Source organism: Campylobacter sp. JH23 (assembly GCF_017846595.1).
Taxonomy (GTDB): Bacteria; Campylobacterota; Campylobacteria; order Campylobacterales; family Campylobacteraceae; genus Campylobacter_D; species Campylobacter_D coli.
The window spans coordinates 36,592-51,583 of the sequence record NZ_JAEQBP010000004.1 but is presented as its reverse complement, the minus strand read 5'-3'; the positions used below and the strand labels follow the sequence as shown (position 1 = coordinate 51,583).

16 protein-coding genes are annotated in these 14,992 nt (G+C 32.0%); 4 read left to right on the top strand and 12 right to left on the bottom strand.

All coding sequences use genetic code 11. The features are described from left to right. Position 1 precedes the first annotated feature (1 nt). Genes KAR88_RS04655 through KAR88_RS04615 form a run of 9 tightly spaced genes read right to left on the bottom strand, consistent with a single transcriptional unit; the run spans position 2 to position 8,462 of the window. On the bottom strand, positions 2 to 838 hold the full coding sequence (locus tag KAR88_RS04655) for a bifunctional riboflavin kinase/FAD synthetase (RefSeq protein ID WP_002780161.1): 837 nt from the start codon (positions 836 to 838) through the stop codon (positions 2 to 4). Continuing rightward, positions 807 to 1,556 carry a TlyA family RNA methyltransferase gene (locus tag KAR88_RS04650; RefSeq protein WP_002777566.1) on the bottom strand — a complete coding sequence of 250 codons (750 nt, stop codon included), beginning with the start codon at positions 1,554 to 1,556 and terminating at the stop codon, positions 807 to 809. The genes KAR88_RS04655 and KAR88_RS04650 overlap by 32 nt, the downstream gene beginning before the upstream one ends. After that, positions 1,553 to 2,557: a hypothetical protein gene (locus KAR88_RS04645; protein ID WP_002786117.1), complete on the bottom strand. Its 1,005-nt coding sequence runs from the start codon at positions 2,555 to 2,557 to the stop codon at positions 1,553 to 1,555. Before KAR88_RS04645 ends, KAR88_RS04650 begins: the two co-directional genes overlap by 4 nt. After that, on the bottom strand, positions 2,538 to 4,478 hold the full coding sequence (ligA, locus tag KAR88_RS04640) for an NAD-dependent DNA ligase LigA (protein WP_002789859.1): 1,941 nt from the start codon (positions 4,476 to 4,478) through the stop codon (positions 2,538 to 2,540). Before ligA ends, KAR88_RS04645 begins: the two co-directional genes overlap by 20 nt. Beyond that, on the bottom strand, positions 4,479 to 5,648 hold the full coding sequence (folP, locus tag KAR88_RS04635) for a dihydropteroate synthase (RefSeq protein WP_002777574.1): 1,170 nt from the start codon (positions 5,646 to 5,648) through the stop codon (positions 4,479 to 4,481). It abuts the gene before it with no gap. Further along, the gene (locus KAR88_RS04630) at positions 5,645 to 6,256 is read right to left on the bottom strand and encodes a DNA polymerase III subunit delta' (RefSeq protein WP_192801311.1); all 612 of its coding nucleotides are present in this window, start codon (positions 6,254 to 6,256) and stop codon (positions 5,645 to 5,647) included. Before KAR88_RS04630 ends, folP begins: the two co-directional genes overlap by 4 nt. Next, a complete protein-coding gene (locus tag KAR88_RS04625) occupies positions 6,256 to 6,789 on the bottom strand; it encodes a HobA family DNA replication regulator (RefSeq protein WP_002777585.1) in 534 nt (177 codons plus the stop codon). The genes KAR88_RS04630 and KAR88_RS04625 overlap by 1 nt, the downstream gene beginning before the upstream one ends. Beyond that, entirely contained in the window at positions 6,790 to 7,992 is a 1,203-nt protein-coding gene (locus KAR88_RS04620; RefSeq protein WP_002777587.1) for an aspartate kinase, read from the bottom strand. Further along, positions 7,992 to 8,462 (bottom strand): RNA pyrophosphohydrolase, encoded by a 471-nt coding sequence (locus KAR88_RS04615; protein ID WP_002777589.1) that lies wholly within the window; start codon positions 8,460 to 8,462, stop codon positions 7,992 to 7,994. The genes KAR88_RS04620 and KAR88_RS04615 overlap by 1 nt, the downstream gene beginning before the upstream one ends. Positions 8,463 to 8,556: 94 nt before the next feature. On the opposite strand from KAR88_RS04615, the gene hemW reads away from it, so the two are divergent. The 4 genes from hemW (at position 8,557) to queA (ending at position 11,860) form a co-directional block, all read left to right on the top strand. Further along, positions 8,557 to 9,624: a radical SAM family heme chaperone HemW gene (gene hemW, locus KAR88_RS04610; RefSeq protein WP_002789856.1), complete on the top strand. Its 1,068-nt coding sequence runs from the start codon at positions 8,557 to 8,559 to the stop codon at positions 9,622 to 9,624. Between the two features lie 62 nt (positions 9,625 to 9,686). Beyond that, positions 9,687 to 10,091: a Sec-independent protein translocase protein TatB gene (gene tatB, locus KAR88_RS04605; RefSeq protein ID WP_002782021.1), complete on the top strand. Its 405-nt coding sequence runs from the start codon at positions 9,687 to 9,689 to the stop codon at positions 10,089 to 10,091. Beyond that, entirely contained in the window at positions 10,092 to 10,838 is a 747-nt protein-coding gene (gene tatC / locus KAR88_RS04600) for a twin-arginine translocase subunit TatC (RefSeq protein ID WP_002777595.1), read from the top strand. Next, entirely contained in the window at positions 10,835 to 11,860 is a 1,026-nt protein-coding gene (gene queA, locus KAR88_RS04595; protein WP_002782020.1) for a tRNA preQ1(34) S-adenosylmethionine ribosyltransferase-isomerase QueA, read from the top strand. The genes tatC and queA overlap by 4 nt, the downstream gene beginning before the upstream one ends. Before the next feature lie 2 nt (positions 11,861 to 11,862). On the opposite strand, the gene lpxD is transcribed toward queA, so the two are convergent. From lpxD to KAR88_RS04580, 3 genes are read right to left on the bottom strand one after another with little or no spacing between them, the layout of a single operon-like run. Continuing rightward, entirely contained in the window at positions 11,863 to 12,816 is a 954-nt protein-coding gene (lpxD, locus tag KAR88_RS04590; RefSeq protein ID WP_002777599.1) for a UDP-3-O-(3-hydroxymyristoyl)glucosamine N-acyltransferase, read from the bottom strand. Further along, on the bottom strand, positions 12,813 to 13,277 hold the full coding sequence (gene ilvN / locus KAR88_RS04585) for an acetolactate synthase small subunit (protein ID WP_002782017.1): 465 nt from the start codon (positions 13,275 to 13,277) through the stop codon (positions 12,813 to 12,815). The genes lpxD and ilvN overlap by 4 nt, the downstream gene beginning before the upstream one ends. Beyond that, a complete protein-coding gene (locus KAR88_RS04580) occupies positions 13,274 to 14,974 on the bottom strand; it encodes an acetolactate synthase large subunit (RefSeq protein ID WP_002777609.1) in 1,701 nt (566 codons plus the stop codon). The genes ilvN and KAR88_RS04580 overlap by 4 nt, the downstream gene beginning before the upstream one ends. Between the last annotated feature and the right edge of the window lie 18 nt (positions 14,975 to 14,992).

Sequence of the window (14,992 nt, the reverse complement as noted above, 5' to 3'; positions counted from 1 at the left end):
TTTATCCTAAACACTCTTTAGCTTGATTTATATCTTTTGAAATTTGTTCTTTAAGTTGGGCAAGGTCGTTAAATTTTTGATTTTCTCTTAGAAATTCTACAAATTCAAGCTCCAAAACTTCTCCTATAGCTAAGCTTTCATCAAATTTTTCTATAATATGACTTTCTATGGCAAATTGCATATCACTAGAGCGCACACCCACAAAACTTACACTCTTATAGCGCTTATCATGAAAACTCACGATGCTAGCATAAACGCCATTTTTAGGTAAAAAATATTCCTCGCATTCTAAATTTAAAGTTGCAAAAAGCTCTTTTGAGCCAAGCCCTTGACCCTTTATGAGCTTGCCTTTGATTGCATAATTTCGCCCCAAAAAAGAATTTGCCTTTTTGATATCACCTTGCGTCAAATACTCTTTAATCAAGCTTGCATGAACACCTACTCCATCTAGCTTAAATTCATCTATGATCGTTGTTTTAATCCCACTAAGGGCTTCTATATCTTTTGCCTTATAACTTCTATTTTTTCCAAAAGAAAAATCAAAACCTACAACTATACGCTCCAAATTTACAAATTCTTCTTTTAAAGCTTGTAAAAAATCCTTACCATCTAAAGCTTTGATGTTTTCAAAATCAAGCTCTATAATCTCTTTTTGAGCTAGGAATGCTTTGTCTTGATTGGTACAAAGTTTTTTACCCTTAAATTTATCGATAATCAAAAGAGCTCCAGAATCATCTAAACATTCTATAAGTTTTCTATGTCCTAAATGAACTCCATCAAAACATCCTATGGCTAAAGTTTTAATATTATTTTTTAGTGTAGTAGTAAAAATATTCAATATTACCCTCTTTTCCTTTGATTTTAGACTCTTCACAACATTGCAAGATCCAACCTAAACGCGCGCAAGCATTTTCAAATTCTCTCATAGCTTTAAACACGGCTTTTTCATCTTTTAAAACACCCTTTTTATCTCTTTTTGCTTGCTTGCCAACTTCAAATTGAGGCTTAAAAAGCAAAACTATATCCTTTAAAGCTAAATTATCGATATACGAGAGCAAATAAGCTAAAGAAATAAAACTAACATCACAAGTGATGAAATCAAATTTTTGCTCGCTTTTAAAAGTTCTTAAATCTGTATTTTCAATAATTTCAATCCTTTTATCATCGCGTAAACTAGGATGGAGTTGATTATCACCCACATCTAAAGCACTTACTTTTAAAGCCTTGTGTTCTAATAAAATTTGCACAAAACCACCCGTACTTGAACCTATATCAAGGCAGGTTTTATTTGCTATATTGATATTATGATTTTCTAAAAAATATTTGAGCTTAAAAGCCGCGCGAGAAACATAAAGCTCGCCTAAAAGCTCTAAATTTAATTCTTTAGAATTTAAAAGCTCTTCTTGATCTGCTATCTTATTTTTAAGCAAATTTTGCACATCAAAAGAAGCTTTATAAGGCTTGGAATTAAGTAAAATTTCTTCATTTTCTATCAATTCCAAAGCTTTATTTCTGCTAAGATTTAAACGCTTTGCTACAAAAATATCATATCTCATTGAAGACTTTCATTTAAGGCTTTTTGCAATTCTTCTTTCTCTTTGGAAAACCACCAAATTCCTATCTCAAAGGCATTTTTATCCAAAAGTTCTTGCACTTGTTTTAAATTTTTAACTAGTCTATCTTTATCATTTTGAAGCATACTTAAATTTTGCTCTTTTAAAAAAGAAAGATTATTCATCATCAAAACAAGCTCTTTTTGATAAGCTTTTGGATTTTGGTTTTTATCCTCTATGATAAAAAATGAAGCTAGAGTTATAAAAAATGAAAAGACAAAAACATAAGTTTTCTTTTTTGCCTTAAAAGCAAAATTATAAAGATAGGCCACAAAGGAGCAAAAAATAAAAAAATTAATAAAATCAAAAATAAAATTTAAAACCCTAAACCAAAAAAGCCCCAAAGAATATAAAAAATATTCTTTTAAAGCATTTATAAGTGTTAAAATTTGAGAAATTAAATCAAAAATAAAAAACTTTGAGTTTTTATAATAAATAATACTTTGATTAAAATCTTCAAGATTAAAACTTTGTATAGGATTTACCACCCCATTAAAAATCGCATATAACAAAGCTAAAATCAAGCTTGATAAAATGATTATTCTAAAATCATTATAAGCATTATCTAAAAACTGCAACTGAAGTTTTTGCTTGAAAAAAAATAAAAATAAAGGCAAGAGTACAAACAAAAAAAATCCATCTTGTTTTTCAAAACTGATCAAATTTAAAAACAAAGAAGCAAGTGCAAACAAGGCCATAAAAAAACTCAAGCTATAGATATAAAAATCTCCCGCACTCACACGATAAATCAAACTATCTTTAATCATCGTTGCTTCTTTTATGATATTTTTTCTAAGCCTTAAAAAATAAAAAAATTCCAAAAAAAATGCTAAAAAAATAGGGATTAAAAAAAGCGAAACCCAAGCAAATTTTTGCCAAAAAAATAAAAATGCAAAAATACTCAATAAAACAAATAGCTGAATATTATTTTTCAATAAGCTCATTGAATTCATTCTCATCAATACATTTTACACCCAGCTCTTGAGCCTTGTCGAGTTTAGAACCTGCTTCTTGACCAAAAAGCACATAATCAGTCTTTTTAGAAACCGATCCACTAACCTTACCTCCAAGACTTTCTATTAGATTTTTAAACTCATCTCTAGGGCGTGAAAGCGCGCCTGTGATCACGAAAGTCTTGCCAAAAATAACACTATCTTCTTGAATTTGCACCTTTTGCTCTTTTAAATTTAAAAGCTTATAAAACTCATCAATTCTTGCACTATTTACACGAGAAAACTCACACAAAGAAAGAGCCATTTGCTCACCAAAACCTTCTAAATTTGCATAAGCTTCTAAACTTTGTTTATGCCATTCTTTACCAAAACTTAAAGCTAGCTTTTTAGCAGCCACTTCTCCAATATGCTCGATCCCCAAGGCGGTAATAAAACGAAAAAGCTCACAATCCCTTGCTTGCTCAATAGCATTTAAAATATTATTGATCTTTTTTTCTTTAAAACCTTCTAGGCCTTCAAAATCGCTAAATTTGAGATGAAAAATGCTCTCAAGAGTGGTTATTTTTTTCTCTTTAAATAAAAGTTCGACTATACTTTCTCCAAGTCCGTCGATATTTAAACATTTTTTAGAAACAAAATGAATGATGGAATTTACAAGCCTTGCTTTACAGTCTAAATTTTGGCATTTTAGGAAAGCACCTTCATCCAAAAGTTCACTTAAACATTCGGGACAAACAGTAGGTTTTATAATTTTAGTTCTTAAATTATTTCTTATTTTAAAAACTTTGGTAATTTTTGGTATCACATCACCACTTCTTATCACACTTACTTCATCATTGATACACACTCCAAGTCTTGCAATTTCATCAAAATTATGAAGTGTGGCAGATTTTACGATAACCCCATCCAAATTTACAGGCTCTAAAACCGCCACAGGAGTGATAACCCCACTTCTTCCAACCTGCAAATTTACCCCTATTAAACGCGTAGTTTTTTCTAAGGCTGGAAATTTAAAAGCTGCCATAAATTTTGGAAATTTCACAGTATGACCTAGCTCTTTGCAAAGCGCAAGATCATCTACTCTTACCACCATTCCATCCATCATCATAGGCTTTTTATCTCTTAGGCTTAAAAGCTCGTTATAAGCTTTTAAAACTTCGTCTAAATTAGCACAAAGCTTAATAAAATCATCCTTTAAAAAACCAAGCTCTCTGATAAATTGCATCACTTCGCTGTGCTTGGTAAAATTTAAGGTATTTTCCCCTACTCCCCAAGGATAAAATTTCAAATTTCTTTCTTTAGTGATACTTGTATCAAGCTGCCTTAAACTCCCACTTGCAGCATTGCGTGGATTTGCAAACAAGCTTTGATTTAAAAGGGCTCTTTTTTCGTTGATTTTCTCAAAATCATCTTTTAAAATCACCACTTCTCCACGAATTTCTATCTTTTCTTTATAATTTATAGTTTTTGGGATATTGTCGATTTCAAGCACATTAAGCGTTATATCCTCACCCACTTCGCCATCGCCTCTAGTGGCGCCGCTTACTAATTTACCATTTTCATAAAGCAAATTTAAACTCGCTCCATCAAATTTAGGCTCTATAAAAAAGTTTTTTTCACATTTTGCGCGTTTTGCCCAAGCCCTAAGCTCACTCTCATCAAACACATCTTCCATCGACCACATACGCTTTAAATGAGCTATTTTTTTAAACTCGCTTTGTATAGTAGGAGCTATTTTTTGCGTTGGAGAGTCTTTTGAAATTTCATCTTTATTTTGTTCTTCAAAAACTCTTAATTCTCTGATTAAAGCATCGTATTCTTCATCGCTAGCCAAGGGTTCATCTTTTTCATAATACGCCCTCATCCAAGAAGCAGCCAAGGCAACTTTTTCTAAATACTCTTTTTTTGTCATTTAAACTCCTATGCTTTGCATCGCATTTGCCATTGCAAAAAGCTGTTTATGTTCGTATAAATCATGCACCCTTATAATGCTCGCGCCATTTTCAAAAGCCTTTAAATGCAAATACAAAGTCCCCGCTAAGCGATCTTTAACTTCACTTTCATAATACGCATTGATCACACTTTTGCGACTTGCTCCTATAAGCAAGGGCTTTTTAAATTGCAAAAAATGTTCTAAATGCTTGATTAAAATCATATTGTGTTCTGCACTTTTGCCAAAGCCAATTCCCACATCTAAAATGCTTTCTTTCACTCCTAAAGTATCTAAAATTTCAAGTTTTTCTTTAAAAAAACTACTCATTTCATCAAGCAAATCATCATATCTTGGATCATCTTGCATGGTTAAAGGATCATTTTGCATATGCATAAGGCAGTATTTTGCATTGTATTTGCTTGCAAGTTTAGCTAAATTCAGATTTCTTAAGCTGCTGATATCATTGATAAATTTAAAGCCTTTGTTTAAAGCGTATTCTAAGCAATATTCATCAAAACTATCCAAACTAAAAATGGCTTTTTCGTAATAATTTTTATCATAAATTAAATCCAGCACATTTTTAAGTCTTCTAAACTCTTCTTCCTTACCACAATATCTAAACTCTTCTTCCTTACCACAATACACGCTTTTTGGCCTAGAGCTTACCGCTCCTATATCAATATACTCGGGATTTAAGGCCAAAATTTCATTTAATCTTTCTTCAAAATCTTTATAACTCACCCTAGAATCAGCATTAAAACTATCTTCATTGACATTTATAACCGCCATAAGCTCTGCTTGCTTTGGTTTTGAAAAATCATTTTCTAAAAACCTAGCTAAATTTTTAAGCCCAAAATCTTGAAGTTTTTCTTTGTTTATAAGTTTTTGAATTTGTTCTTTTGTGGCCATTAAAAGTGCATTAGAATATGTGATTTTAGCAGTGATGACTTCCTTGTGTGTTATAAGCTCAGCTCCCACCCTTAAGGCATCTTGTTTTAAAATATTTGCCGCAGGAGTAGCTATATCTTTAATCAAAATAAAATGAATTTGAGTTTTTTCACTCATAATTTTTTGCCCCATTTTATGAGGATTTATAAAAGAGCAAAGTAAGTTAAAATCAGTGTTTGGATTGATTTTAAAAAATTTCATTTTTCATTCTTTGTATAATAATTTAATAAAAGCGTAGCCAGTATCAAAGAGCTTTTGGAATTTAATTTTGCAAGCTCATAGCTTTCATAAAAAAATTCAAGCTCATCGGCATTAAAATCTTTAAATTTAACACTTTCTTCTGCAATCAGTGCGATTTTTTCCATTAATTCTGCTTTATCTAAATTTTCATTTTCTTGTAAAAACTCAAACAAAGTCTTTAAATCCATTTTATTAAGTTTTAAATTTAAAGTATTTTTAGCCTTTATTTTGTTGCGTTTTTCACAAATAAGACGCGATTTTATAGTGGGCAAAAGTAAATTTTTAGAAGGAACTACGATGAGAAATTTGATATTTTTTGGTGGCTCTTCAAGAAGCTTGAGTAAAAAATTTTGAGCTTCTATCCTAAAAGAATTCGCCATTAAAACAATGATTTTTTCACTTGTTTCTGCGATATAACTTTCCTTTTCAACTGCCTTAGCATCATCGATTAAAAACTCACTTGCAACTTCTTTAGGTATAAAACGCAAAGAATTAGGATGAAATTGTTTTAAAAGTTCAGCTCTAATACCGTCAAAATCATCAGTGATGATAATTTTACTTACAAACACTAAAGACTCACTTTGGAAAATAAAATCGCATCCAAACTCGTATCAAAAAGTTTATAAAGAGTGATAAGCTTGACATCCAAATCTTTATCTTTGGAATTCAAATAAAAACTATCTTGCAATTGCTCATCAAAAAGCCATAAAAGACTATCGTCGCGTGATTTAGCGATTAATGATTTCTTATCGCTTGCACTTCCTATATAAAAATAAATAAAGCCATTAGGAAACGAAATATCAAGTAAATCATTAAGCAAGGCTATATCTTCGATATTTTGTATCTTTTTTTTACATAAAGATTTTAAAGACACAAAAGGAAGCATGGGGCGAGTAGTTTTGGAATTTATATTTGCTAAAAAGTATTCTTCATACCAAGCCCTTTGTTCATCACACATTAAAACAAAGGTTCGCCCCTCTAAAAGGTATCTTAATCTTGCGGCCATTAAAGGAGCCCATTCTAAACGACGGGACTCCATCCAAGCCATAAATGTTCCGCCATTGCGGATATTTTCAAGTGTAAAACTTAAAAAATCGCTCATTTATTTATCAAGTCCATAGCACTCATGCAAGGCTCTTACCGCAAGCTCGCCATATTTTTCATGTACAATCATTGAAATTTTAATCTCGCTTGTAGAAATCATACCTATATTAATACCCTCATCCGCCAAAGCTTTAAAGGCTTTACTTGCTACACCCGAATGTGATTTCATACCCACGCCCACTATAGAAACCTTAACCACAGCACTATCACTTTCTATAGTTGTCTTAGAACCTAAAATTTTCTGCATAGCATTTTTTGCCAAATCAAGCTCGTTTTGAGGCACGGTAAATCCTAAATTTGTAGCTCCATCTACCCCAACATTTTGTATGATCATATCTACATTGATATTTTCATCCGCTAAAACAGAAAAAATTTCAGCTGCAATCCCTGGTTTATCTTCTATATTTCTTAAAGTTACTCTTGCTTGATTTCTATCTAAAGCAATACCGCTAACTAAAGCTTGTTCCATTCCATCTTCTTTTGTTATCATTGTACCCTCATTATCATTAAAACTACTTCTAGTAACTAATTTTACATTTAATTTTTTTGCAAGTTCAACCGAGCGATTTTGTAAAACCTTAGCCCCCAAACTAGCAAGTTCAAGCATTTCTTCATAAGAAATTTTATCAAGTTTTTTTGCCTTTGGTTCAATCCTTGGATCTGTAGTATAAACTCCATCCACATCGGTATAAATTTCACATAAATCCGCCTTAAGAGCTCCCGCAACAGCAACCGCACTCAAATCACTTCCGCCACGCCCTAAAGTTGTAACATCACCCTCTTTATCAACTCCTTGAAAGCCTGCTACAACAACTATCTTTCCTTCATTTAAAGCCTTGGTGATTGCTTGAGTGTCGATATAAGAAATTCTAGCCTTTGTAGAAACGCTATCTGTAATAATTCCTGCCTTTCTTCCTGAAAAAGCAAGAGAAGGATATCCCCTTTCATTTAGTGCAATAGACAATAAAGCACTCGTTACGCGCTCACCACTACTTAAAAGCATATCCATATCTTTGCCATTAGGATTTTTACTAAAATATTCTGCTTGCTCTATTAAAGTATTTGTAACTCCGCTCATCGCTGAAACTACAACCACAAGTTGATGTCCCTCTTTTGCACTTTTTATGACACGCTCTGCTACTGCATCAATGCGTTCTAAAGTGCCGACACTTGTTCCGCCATATTTTTGAACTATAAGCATTAAATATAACCTTTCTCTTCAAAATATTTAATAACTTTAACATAAATATTTCTTTTGAAATGATTTATGATTTCAAACACTTGTTTTACTCCGACAAATTGATAAGCATCAAATTCAGGATGTTTTGTATTAATATTAATTTTAGCGCCATGTTTTAATCGTACTAAAAAATATTTTTGGCTTTGTCCATCATAAGGATACATTTTTTTAGCAACCTTTTCTGGAAAGTCATAACTCAACCATTCAGGGTGCTCAGCTATGATTTCCACTTCGTCTGTGCCAATCTCTTCTTTAAGCTCTCTTAATACAGCACTTTTAGGGTCTTCTCCCTCATCGATACCACCTTGTGGAAACTGCCAAATATTATCCATATCGCTTCTTTTAGCTATAAAAAGCTTACACTCAAAAGGATAAGCGCTTGATAAAACAATAGCAGCGACATTGGGTCTATATTTTTTTTCTTTTTCCACTTTTTTCCTTCAATTTTAAGCTTATAATTTTAACCTAAATGAAATCAAAATTTCATTAAAATAAGAAAATAACATTATAAATTTTAAGGTTTTTATGCATTTATATATTCATATCCCTTTTTGCGAAAGCAAATGCCATTATTGTGCTTTTACGAGTCTAAAAAAACATGATTATGAAAATAGGTATTTTGAGGCTTTATATGAAGATATTTCTTTTCACTTGCAAAAATTAAATATCAAAAAAAACAGCATTAAAACCCTCTTTATAGGAGGAGGCACCCCAAGTGCTGTTAGTGCAAAAAATTTTGAAATGATCTTAACACTTTTAGAACCTTTTTTAAGTAAAAATATAGAATTTTCAAGCGAGGCCAATCCCAATTCAGCCGATATAGAATGGCTTAAAACAATGAAAAATTTAGGGCTTAATCGTATCTCTTTTGGAGCACAAAGCTTTCATCCTAAAAAGCTGGAATTTTTAGGAAGAATTCACGATCAAAAAATGATTTTTAAAGCATTAGAAAATGTGAACAAATTGGGATTTAAAAAGATTAATTTAGACTTGATTTATGATACAAAATTAGACGATAAAAAAATGCTTGAATTTGAACTTGAACAATTAAAACAAATTAAAAATTTAATCACTCATCTAAGTGCTTATAATCTTACCATAGAACCACTGAGTGCTTTTGCAAAAAAGGAACATTTTAAAAAAAACGCACCCTATTTAATGAAATTTTTCATCCAAGAACTTCAAAATCTTGGATTTTTACAATACGAAATCAGCAATTTTGCTAAAAATAATGCCCAAATTTGCAAACATAATTTAGCCTACTGGAAGGGTTTGGATTATCTAGGTTGTGGTTTGAGTGCGGTAAGTTGCTATAAAAATGAGCGTTTTTATACGGCTAAAAATTTAAAATCCTATCTTCAAAACCCTATATTTAGAGATGTTGAAAAACTAAATCAAGAAGATTTGAATTTAGAACATTTATTTTTAGGACTAAGAAGTATAGTGGGTATTAAAGAATGCAAATTAAGTAAAATTCAAAAAGAAAAGGCTAATTTGCTTGCAAGAGAAAAAAAGCTCAAATTTGAAAAAGGGCGTTATTATAATCTTAATTTTTTAATTAGCGATGAGCTTGCCTTATATCTCTCATCTTAAATTCAACTTTTTTAAGTAAAATGTTCCTTTTATAAAATTTCAAATTTTTAAGAGTATTGTTTATGAGTTTTGGTGAAATTATTGTAATTTTAATAGTAGCAATTTTAGTTTTAGGGCCTGATAAACTTCCTGAAGCCATAGTGCAAATAGCAAAAATTTTAAAGGCTTTAAAACGCAATATCGATGATGCAAAATCAAGCATAGAAAAAGAAGTTCGTATCAATGATTTAAAGGAAGAAGCTAAAAAATACAAAGATGAATTTTCAAGTGCAAATGAAAACATCCGTAAAAAACTTAGTTTTGAAGAATTTGATGATTTAAAAAGAGATATTTTGGATAAAACTAAAGTGGATTTGACTTTTGATAGCAGAGAAAATTCCACCCCTAGCCCAAACGAACAAAATCCAAATGAAAATCAAAAACCCAAACTCAATCCATTTGAAAATCAAGAAAAAGTAGAAAAATAAATGTTTGAAGAATTAAGACCCCATTTAATAGAACTTAGAAAGCGTCTTTTTATTAGCGTTGCTTGTGTGATTGTAATGTTTATAGTATGTTTTGCTTTTCGTAGCTATATCTTAGATGTATTAAAAGCACCTCTTATTCAAGCTTTACCCGAAGTAGCTAAACATGTCAATGTTATCGAAGTTCAAGAGGCTTTATTTACAGCTATGAAGGTAAGCTTTTTTGCTGCTTTTATCTTTTCTTTACCTGTTATTTTTTGGCAGTTTTGGAAATTTGTAGCTCCAGGTCTTTATGATAATGAAAAGCGTCTTGTAGTGCCTTTTGTAAGCTTTGCAAGCATTATGTTTGCTTTAGGGGCTTGCTTTTGCTATTTTATTGTAGTGCCTTTGGCTTTTAAATTTTTAATCAATTTTGGTTTAAGTGAAGATTTTAATCCTGTAATCACCATAGGAACTTATGTGGACTTTTTTACAAAAGTAGTTGTTGCTTTTGGCTTGGCTTTTGAAATGCCTGTTATAGCATTTTTCTTTGCTAAAATTGGACTTATTGATGATAGTTTCTTAAAACGCCATTTTCGCATAGCTGTTTTAGCTATCTTTGTATTTTCAGCCTTTATGACTCCACCTGATGTCTTATCTCAATTTTTAATGGCTGGGCCACTTTGCGGACTTTATGGACTTTCTATTTTAATCGTTCAAAAAGTAAATCCTGCTCCAAAAGATGAAGAAAAAGAAGAAAGCGATAAATGAAAGATTTACTTCTTTCAAGCTATGATTATACCTTACCCAATGAACTTATAGCTACTTATCCTGTGCATCCTAAAGAAGATGCTAAACTCTTAGTTTTTGAGCGAAAAAATAATCAAATTTCTCATACTACTTTTAAAAATTTACAAGATTTCTTACCTGATTGTGCTCTCTTTTTTAATGATACTAAGGTGATTAAAGCAAGAATTTATGGAAATAAATCAAGCGGTGGAAAAATAGAACTTTTCTTACATCAACCCTGTTTAGATTCACAAGATTCGCTTTTTTTAGCACAAATTAAAGGGCGTGTTAAAAAAGATGAAATTTTATCTTTTGAACAAAATTTAAAAGCCAAGGTTATAGAACTTTTAGATGATGGCTTACGCAAGGTGCAATTTTTTCAAAATGATGAAGTTTTAAATACCTTCAAGCTTTATGAACTCCTTGATACAATAGGACATGTGCCCTTGCCTCCCTATATCAAAAGAAGTGATGAAAAAAGTGATTTAGAAGATTATCAAAGTATTTTTGCTAAAAATTTAGGGGCAGTAGCAGCTCCTACAGCTAGCTTACATTTTAGTGAAAATATGCTTGAGAATTTAAAAAAAAGACATGAAATTTATCATTTAACTTTGCATGTTGGTGCAGGAACTTTTAAAAGTGTAGAATGTGAAAATTTAGAAAATCACAAAATACATAGTGAATTTTTTGATATTCCTAAAAAGGCATGTGAAGTGATTGATTCCCAAAAAAAGATTTTAGGCGTAGGCACTACAGTAACAAGGACTATAGAATACTACGCAAGAACCAAACAAAACCAAGGCTTTTGCGATCTTTTTTTGCATCCTCACAACCCGCCCTTAAGACAGGACTATCTTTTAACTAATTTTCATCTACCAAAATCAACTCTGATTATGTTGGTTTCAGCATTTATAGGCAGGCAAAATTGTCTTAAGCTTTATGATATTGCCATAAAAGAAAAATATCGTTTTTACTCTTATGGCGATGCTATGCTTATTTTATAAATTTATTCTTTAAATTTCATAGCAATTTTTGCTTGAAGTTTAAGCCAATCTTTTTGAAGCATTATAGGAAAACCCCCATAAACCCTACCGCCTTCAAGATTTTTACTCACACCACCGCGTGCTGCAATAGTGCTAAAATCTCCTATTCTTAAATGGCCGCTCGTTGCACTTTGTCCACCCATAACCACATTGCGTCCAAGCTCACTTGAACCCGAAATTCCAGTTTGTGCAACGATAATGCAATTTTGTCCTATATCGCAATTATGACCTATTTGGACAAGATTATCTACTTTTGTTCCTGCTTTAATGATAGTGCTATCAAACACTGCTCTATCTATTGTTGTGCAAGCTCCTATTTCAACAAAATCTTCTAAGATAACATTACCATTGTGATAGATTTTATAATGCTCTCCATTTTTATTGTGCGCATAACCAAATCCATCGCTTCCTATTACGCAATTTGCAAGTAGATGACATTTTTTGCCAATTTTGCTATCATTATAAATCACCACATTAGGATGGATAATGCTTTCTTCGCCTATGCTAACATTATCTCCTATATAAGCTCCTGCCATAATGACAACATTTTCGCCTATATTGACATTATTGCCTATATAAACATTTGGCATGATTTTTGCACTTTTTGCTATATTTTGAACTTTTTCTTTTGCGTTGCTAAATAAAGGTTTAGCAAAAATTTTACTCAAAAAAGCAAAACACAAATGCGGACTTTGAGTAATGAGAGCTTTTGTATCTTTAGGCACTAAATTTTCATATTCTTTAGCAACCAAAATTGCTGCTGCTCCTGTGTTGGGTATATCTTTAATATTTCTTTCACCATCACAATAAGTAAGCTCGGTAAAATTCGCCCTCAATAAAGAATTTAAAGCCGTTATTTCGATATCTTCGCCTTCGTATTCTAAACTTAAAAATTCCGCTATTTCTTTTAATCTCATTTAAGCTCCATTAAAACCGATCCACTGCGAACAATGTCGCTAGGATTGTATTTTTTAATTGTTTTTAGAAAATTTTCTATACGATTTGTATCATCAGCTACAAGCAAGAAAAGAAAATTTTCATTGCTATTTGCAATAGTACCATTATAAGCTTTCAAAACGGCATCAAGTCCACCTAAATTTTCACTGAGTGGAATTTTTACAAGCGCCATTTCTTTTTCTATAAATTCATCTCTTTCTATTACCTTATAAGTAGGTATAAGTTTATGCAACTGCTTTACTATTTGCTCAAAAACACGCTCATCTCCAAAAGTAACTATATTGATACGAGAAAATTCTCCACCTGGTAAAGGAGCGACGGTTAAGCTATCGATATTATATCCCCTACCTGAAAAAAGTCCTACGATACGAGAAAGCACACCATGTTCATTTAAAACTATAACCGATAAAACACGTCTCATTGCTTATCCTTTAATTTTGGTAAAATCATATTATAAATAGCCCCACCCGCTGGCACCATAGGAAGCACATCTTCAAAGCGATCTATAAATACGTTAAGCAAGCTTGTTTTATTGGACTCTAAAGCTTGCTTGAATGCTGTGCGAAACTCATCTTTTGTTTTTATATTATATCCTTCACATCCAAAACCTTCAGCTATCTTTATAAAATCTGCTTGCAAGCTTAAATCTGTAGCCGAAAAATGCTCTTCATAAAACATGCTTTGCCATTGGCGAACCATTCCCAAGAATGAATTGTTTAAAATAATATTTATGGTTTTAATACCATTTTCATAAGCTGTCATCAGTTCTTGAATATTCATTAAAACAGAACCATCACCCACAAAATTTATAACAACTTCTTCTCCTACCGCAAGCTTTGCACCCAAAGCAGCAGGTAAAGAATACCCCATCGTTCCTTGTCCGCCACTGGTTGCAAGCTGTCTTGGGTAATTAAAAGGATAAAATTGTGCAACCCACATTTGATGTTGTCCTACATCAGTGATTATCCTTGCATCTGGAGCAAGTTTTGCACATTCTTGTATTACCCATTGAGGTTTTAAAACCTCATCGCTATCTTCATAAGCTAAAGGATAAAGCTCATCATAACGCTTAAGAGTTTGCCTCCACTCATGGATATTTGACTTAAATTGATTTTTTTTCAATTCTTCCAAAAGCTCTTTAACAACTTCTTTAATATCTCCAACTATAGGAAAATGCGCATTGATAATCTTAGAAATAGAACTTGGATCTATATCAATATGCACTATTTTAGAATGCTTGGCAAATTCACTTGTTTTACCTGTAATCCTATCATCAAAACGCGCGCCTATTGCTACCAATAAATCACATTCACTCAAAGCCATATTAGCTGTATAACTTCCATGCATTCCTGCCATTTTAAGATTTAGCTCATCATCACTTCTTAAAGTTCCAAGAGCCATTAAGGTTTCAACGGCTGGAATTTGAGTAATCTTAACAAGTTCTCTGATCTCATTAGCCGCATTTGATGCTATACATCCGCCTCCAAGGTAAAAAAGAGGACGCTTAGCTTCTTCTAAATTTTCAGCCAATTTTTTAATTTGTTTTGAATTTCCTTTATAAATAGGCTTATAAGTTTTCATTGAAATTTCTTTTGGATAATCCCAAATACCAAGGGCTGCACTTACATCTTTTGGTACATCAATATGCACAGGACCTTTTCTTCCACTTTTTGCTATGTAAAAAGCCTCTTTTAATATTCTTGGAAATTCTTCTATGCAAGTGACTAAATAATTATGTTTTACACAGGGGCGAGAAATTCCTACCGCATCAATTTCTTGAAAAGCATCGGTGCCTATTAATGAATTTGCAACTTGACCTGAAATCAAAACCAAAGGTATAGAATCACTATAAGCTGTCGCAAGTCCTGTGATGGTATTAGTAAAACCAGGTCCGCTTGTAACAACAGCTACACCCACTTCACCGCTCATTCTTGCATAAGCATCGGCTGCATGTACAGCAGCTTGCTCATGACGCACCAAAATATGCTTAAAATACTTTTGCAAATAAATTTCATCATAAATATTTAAGGCTGCTCCACCAGGATAACCAAAAACTATCTTAACATTCTCTTCTTTTAAAGCTTCGCAAATCATTGCCGAACCGCTTATTTTTCTCATAAGGCCTCCTTTGAAAAT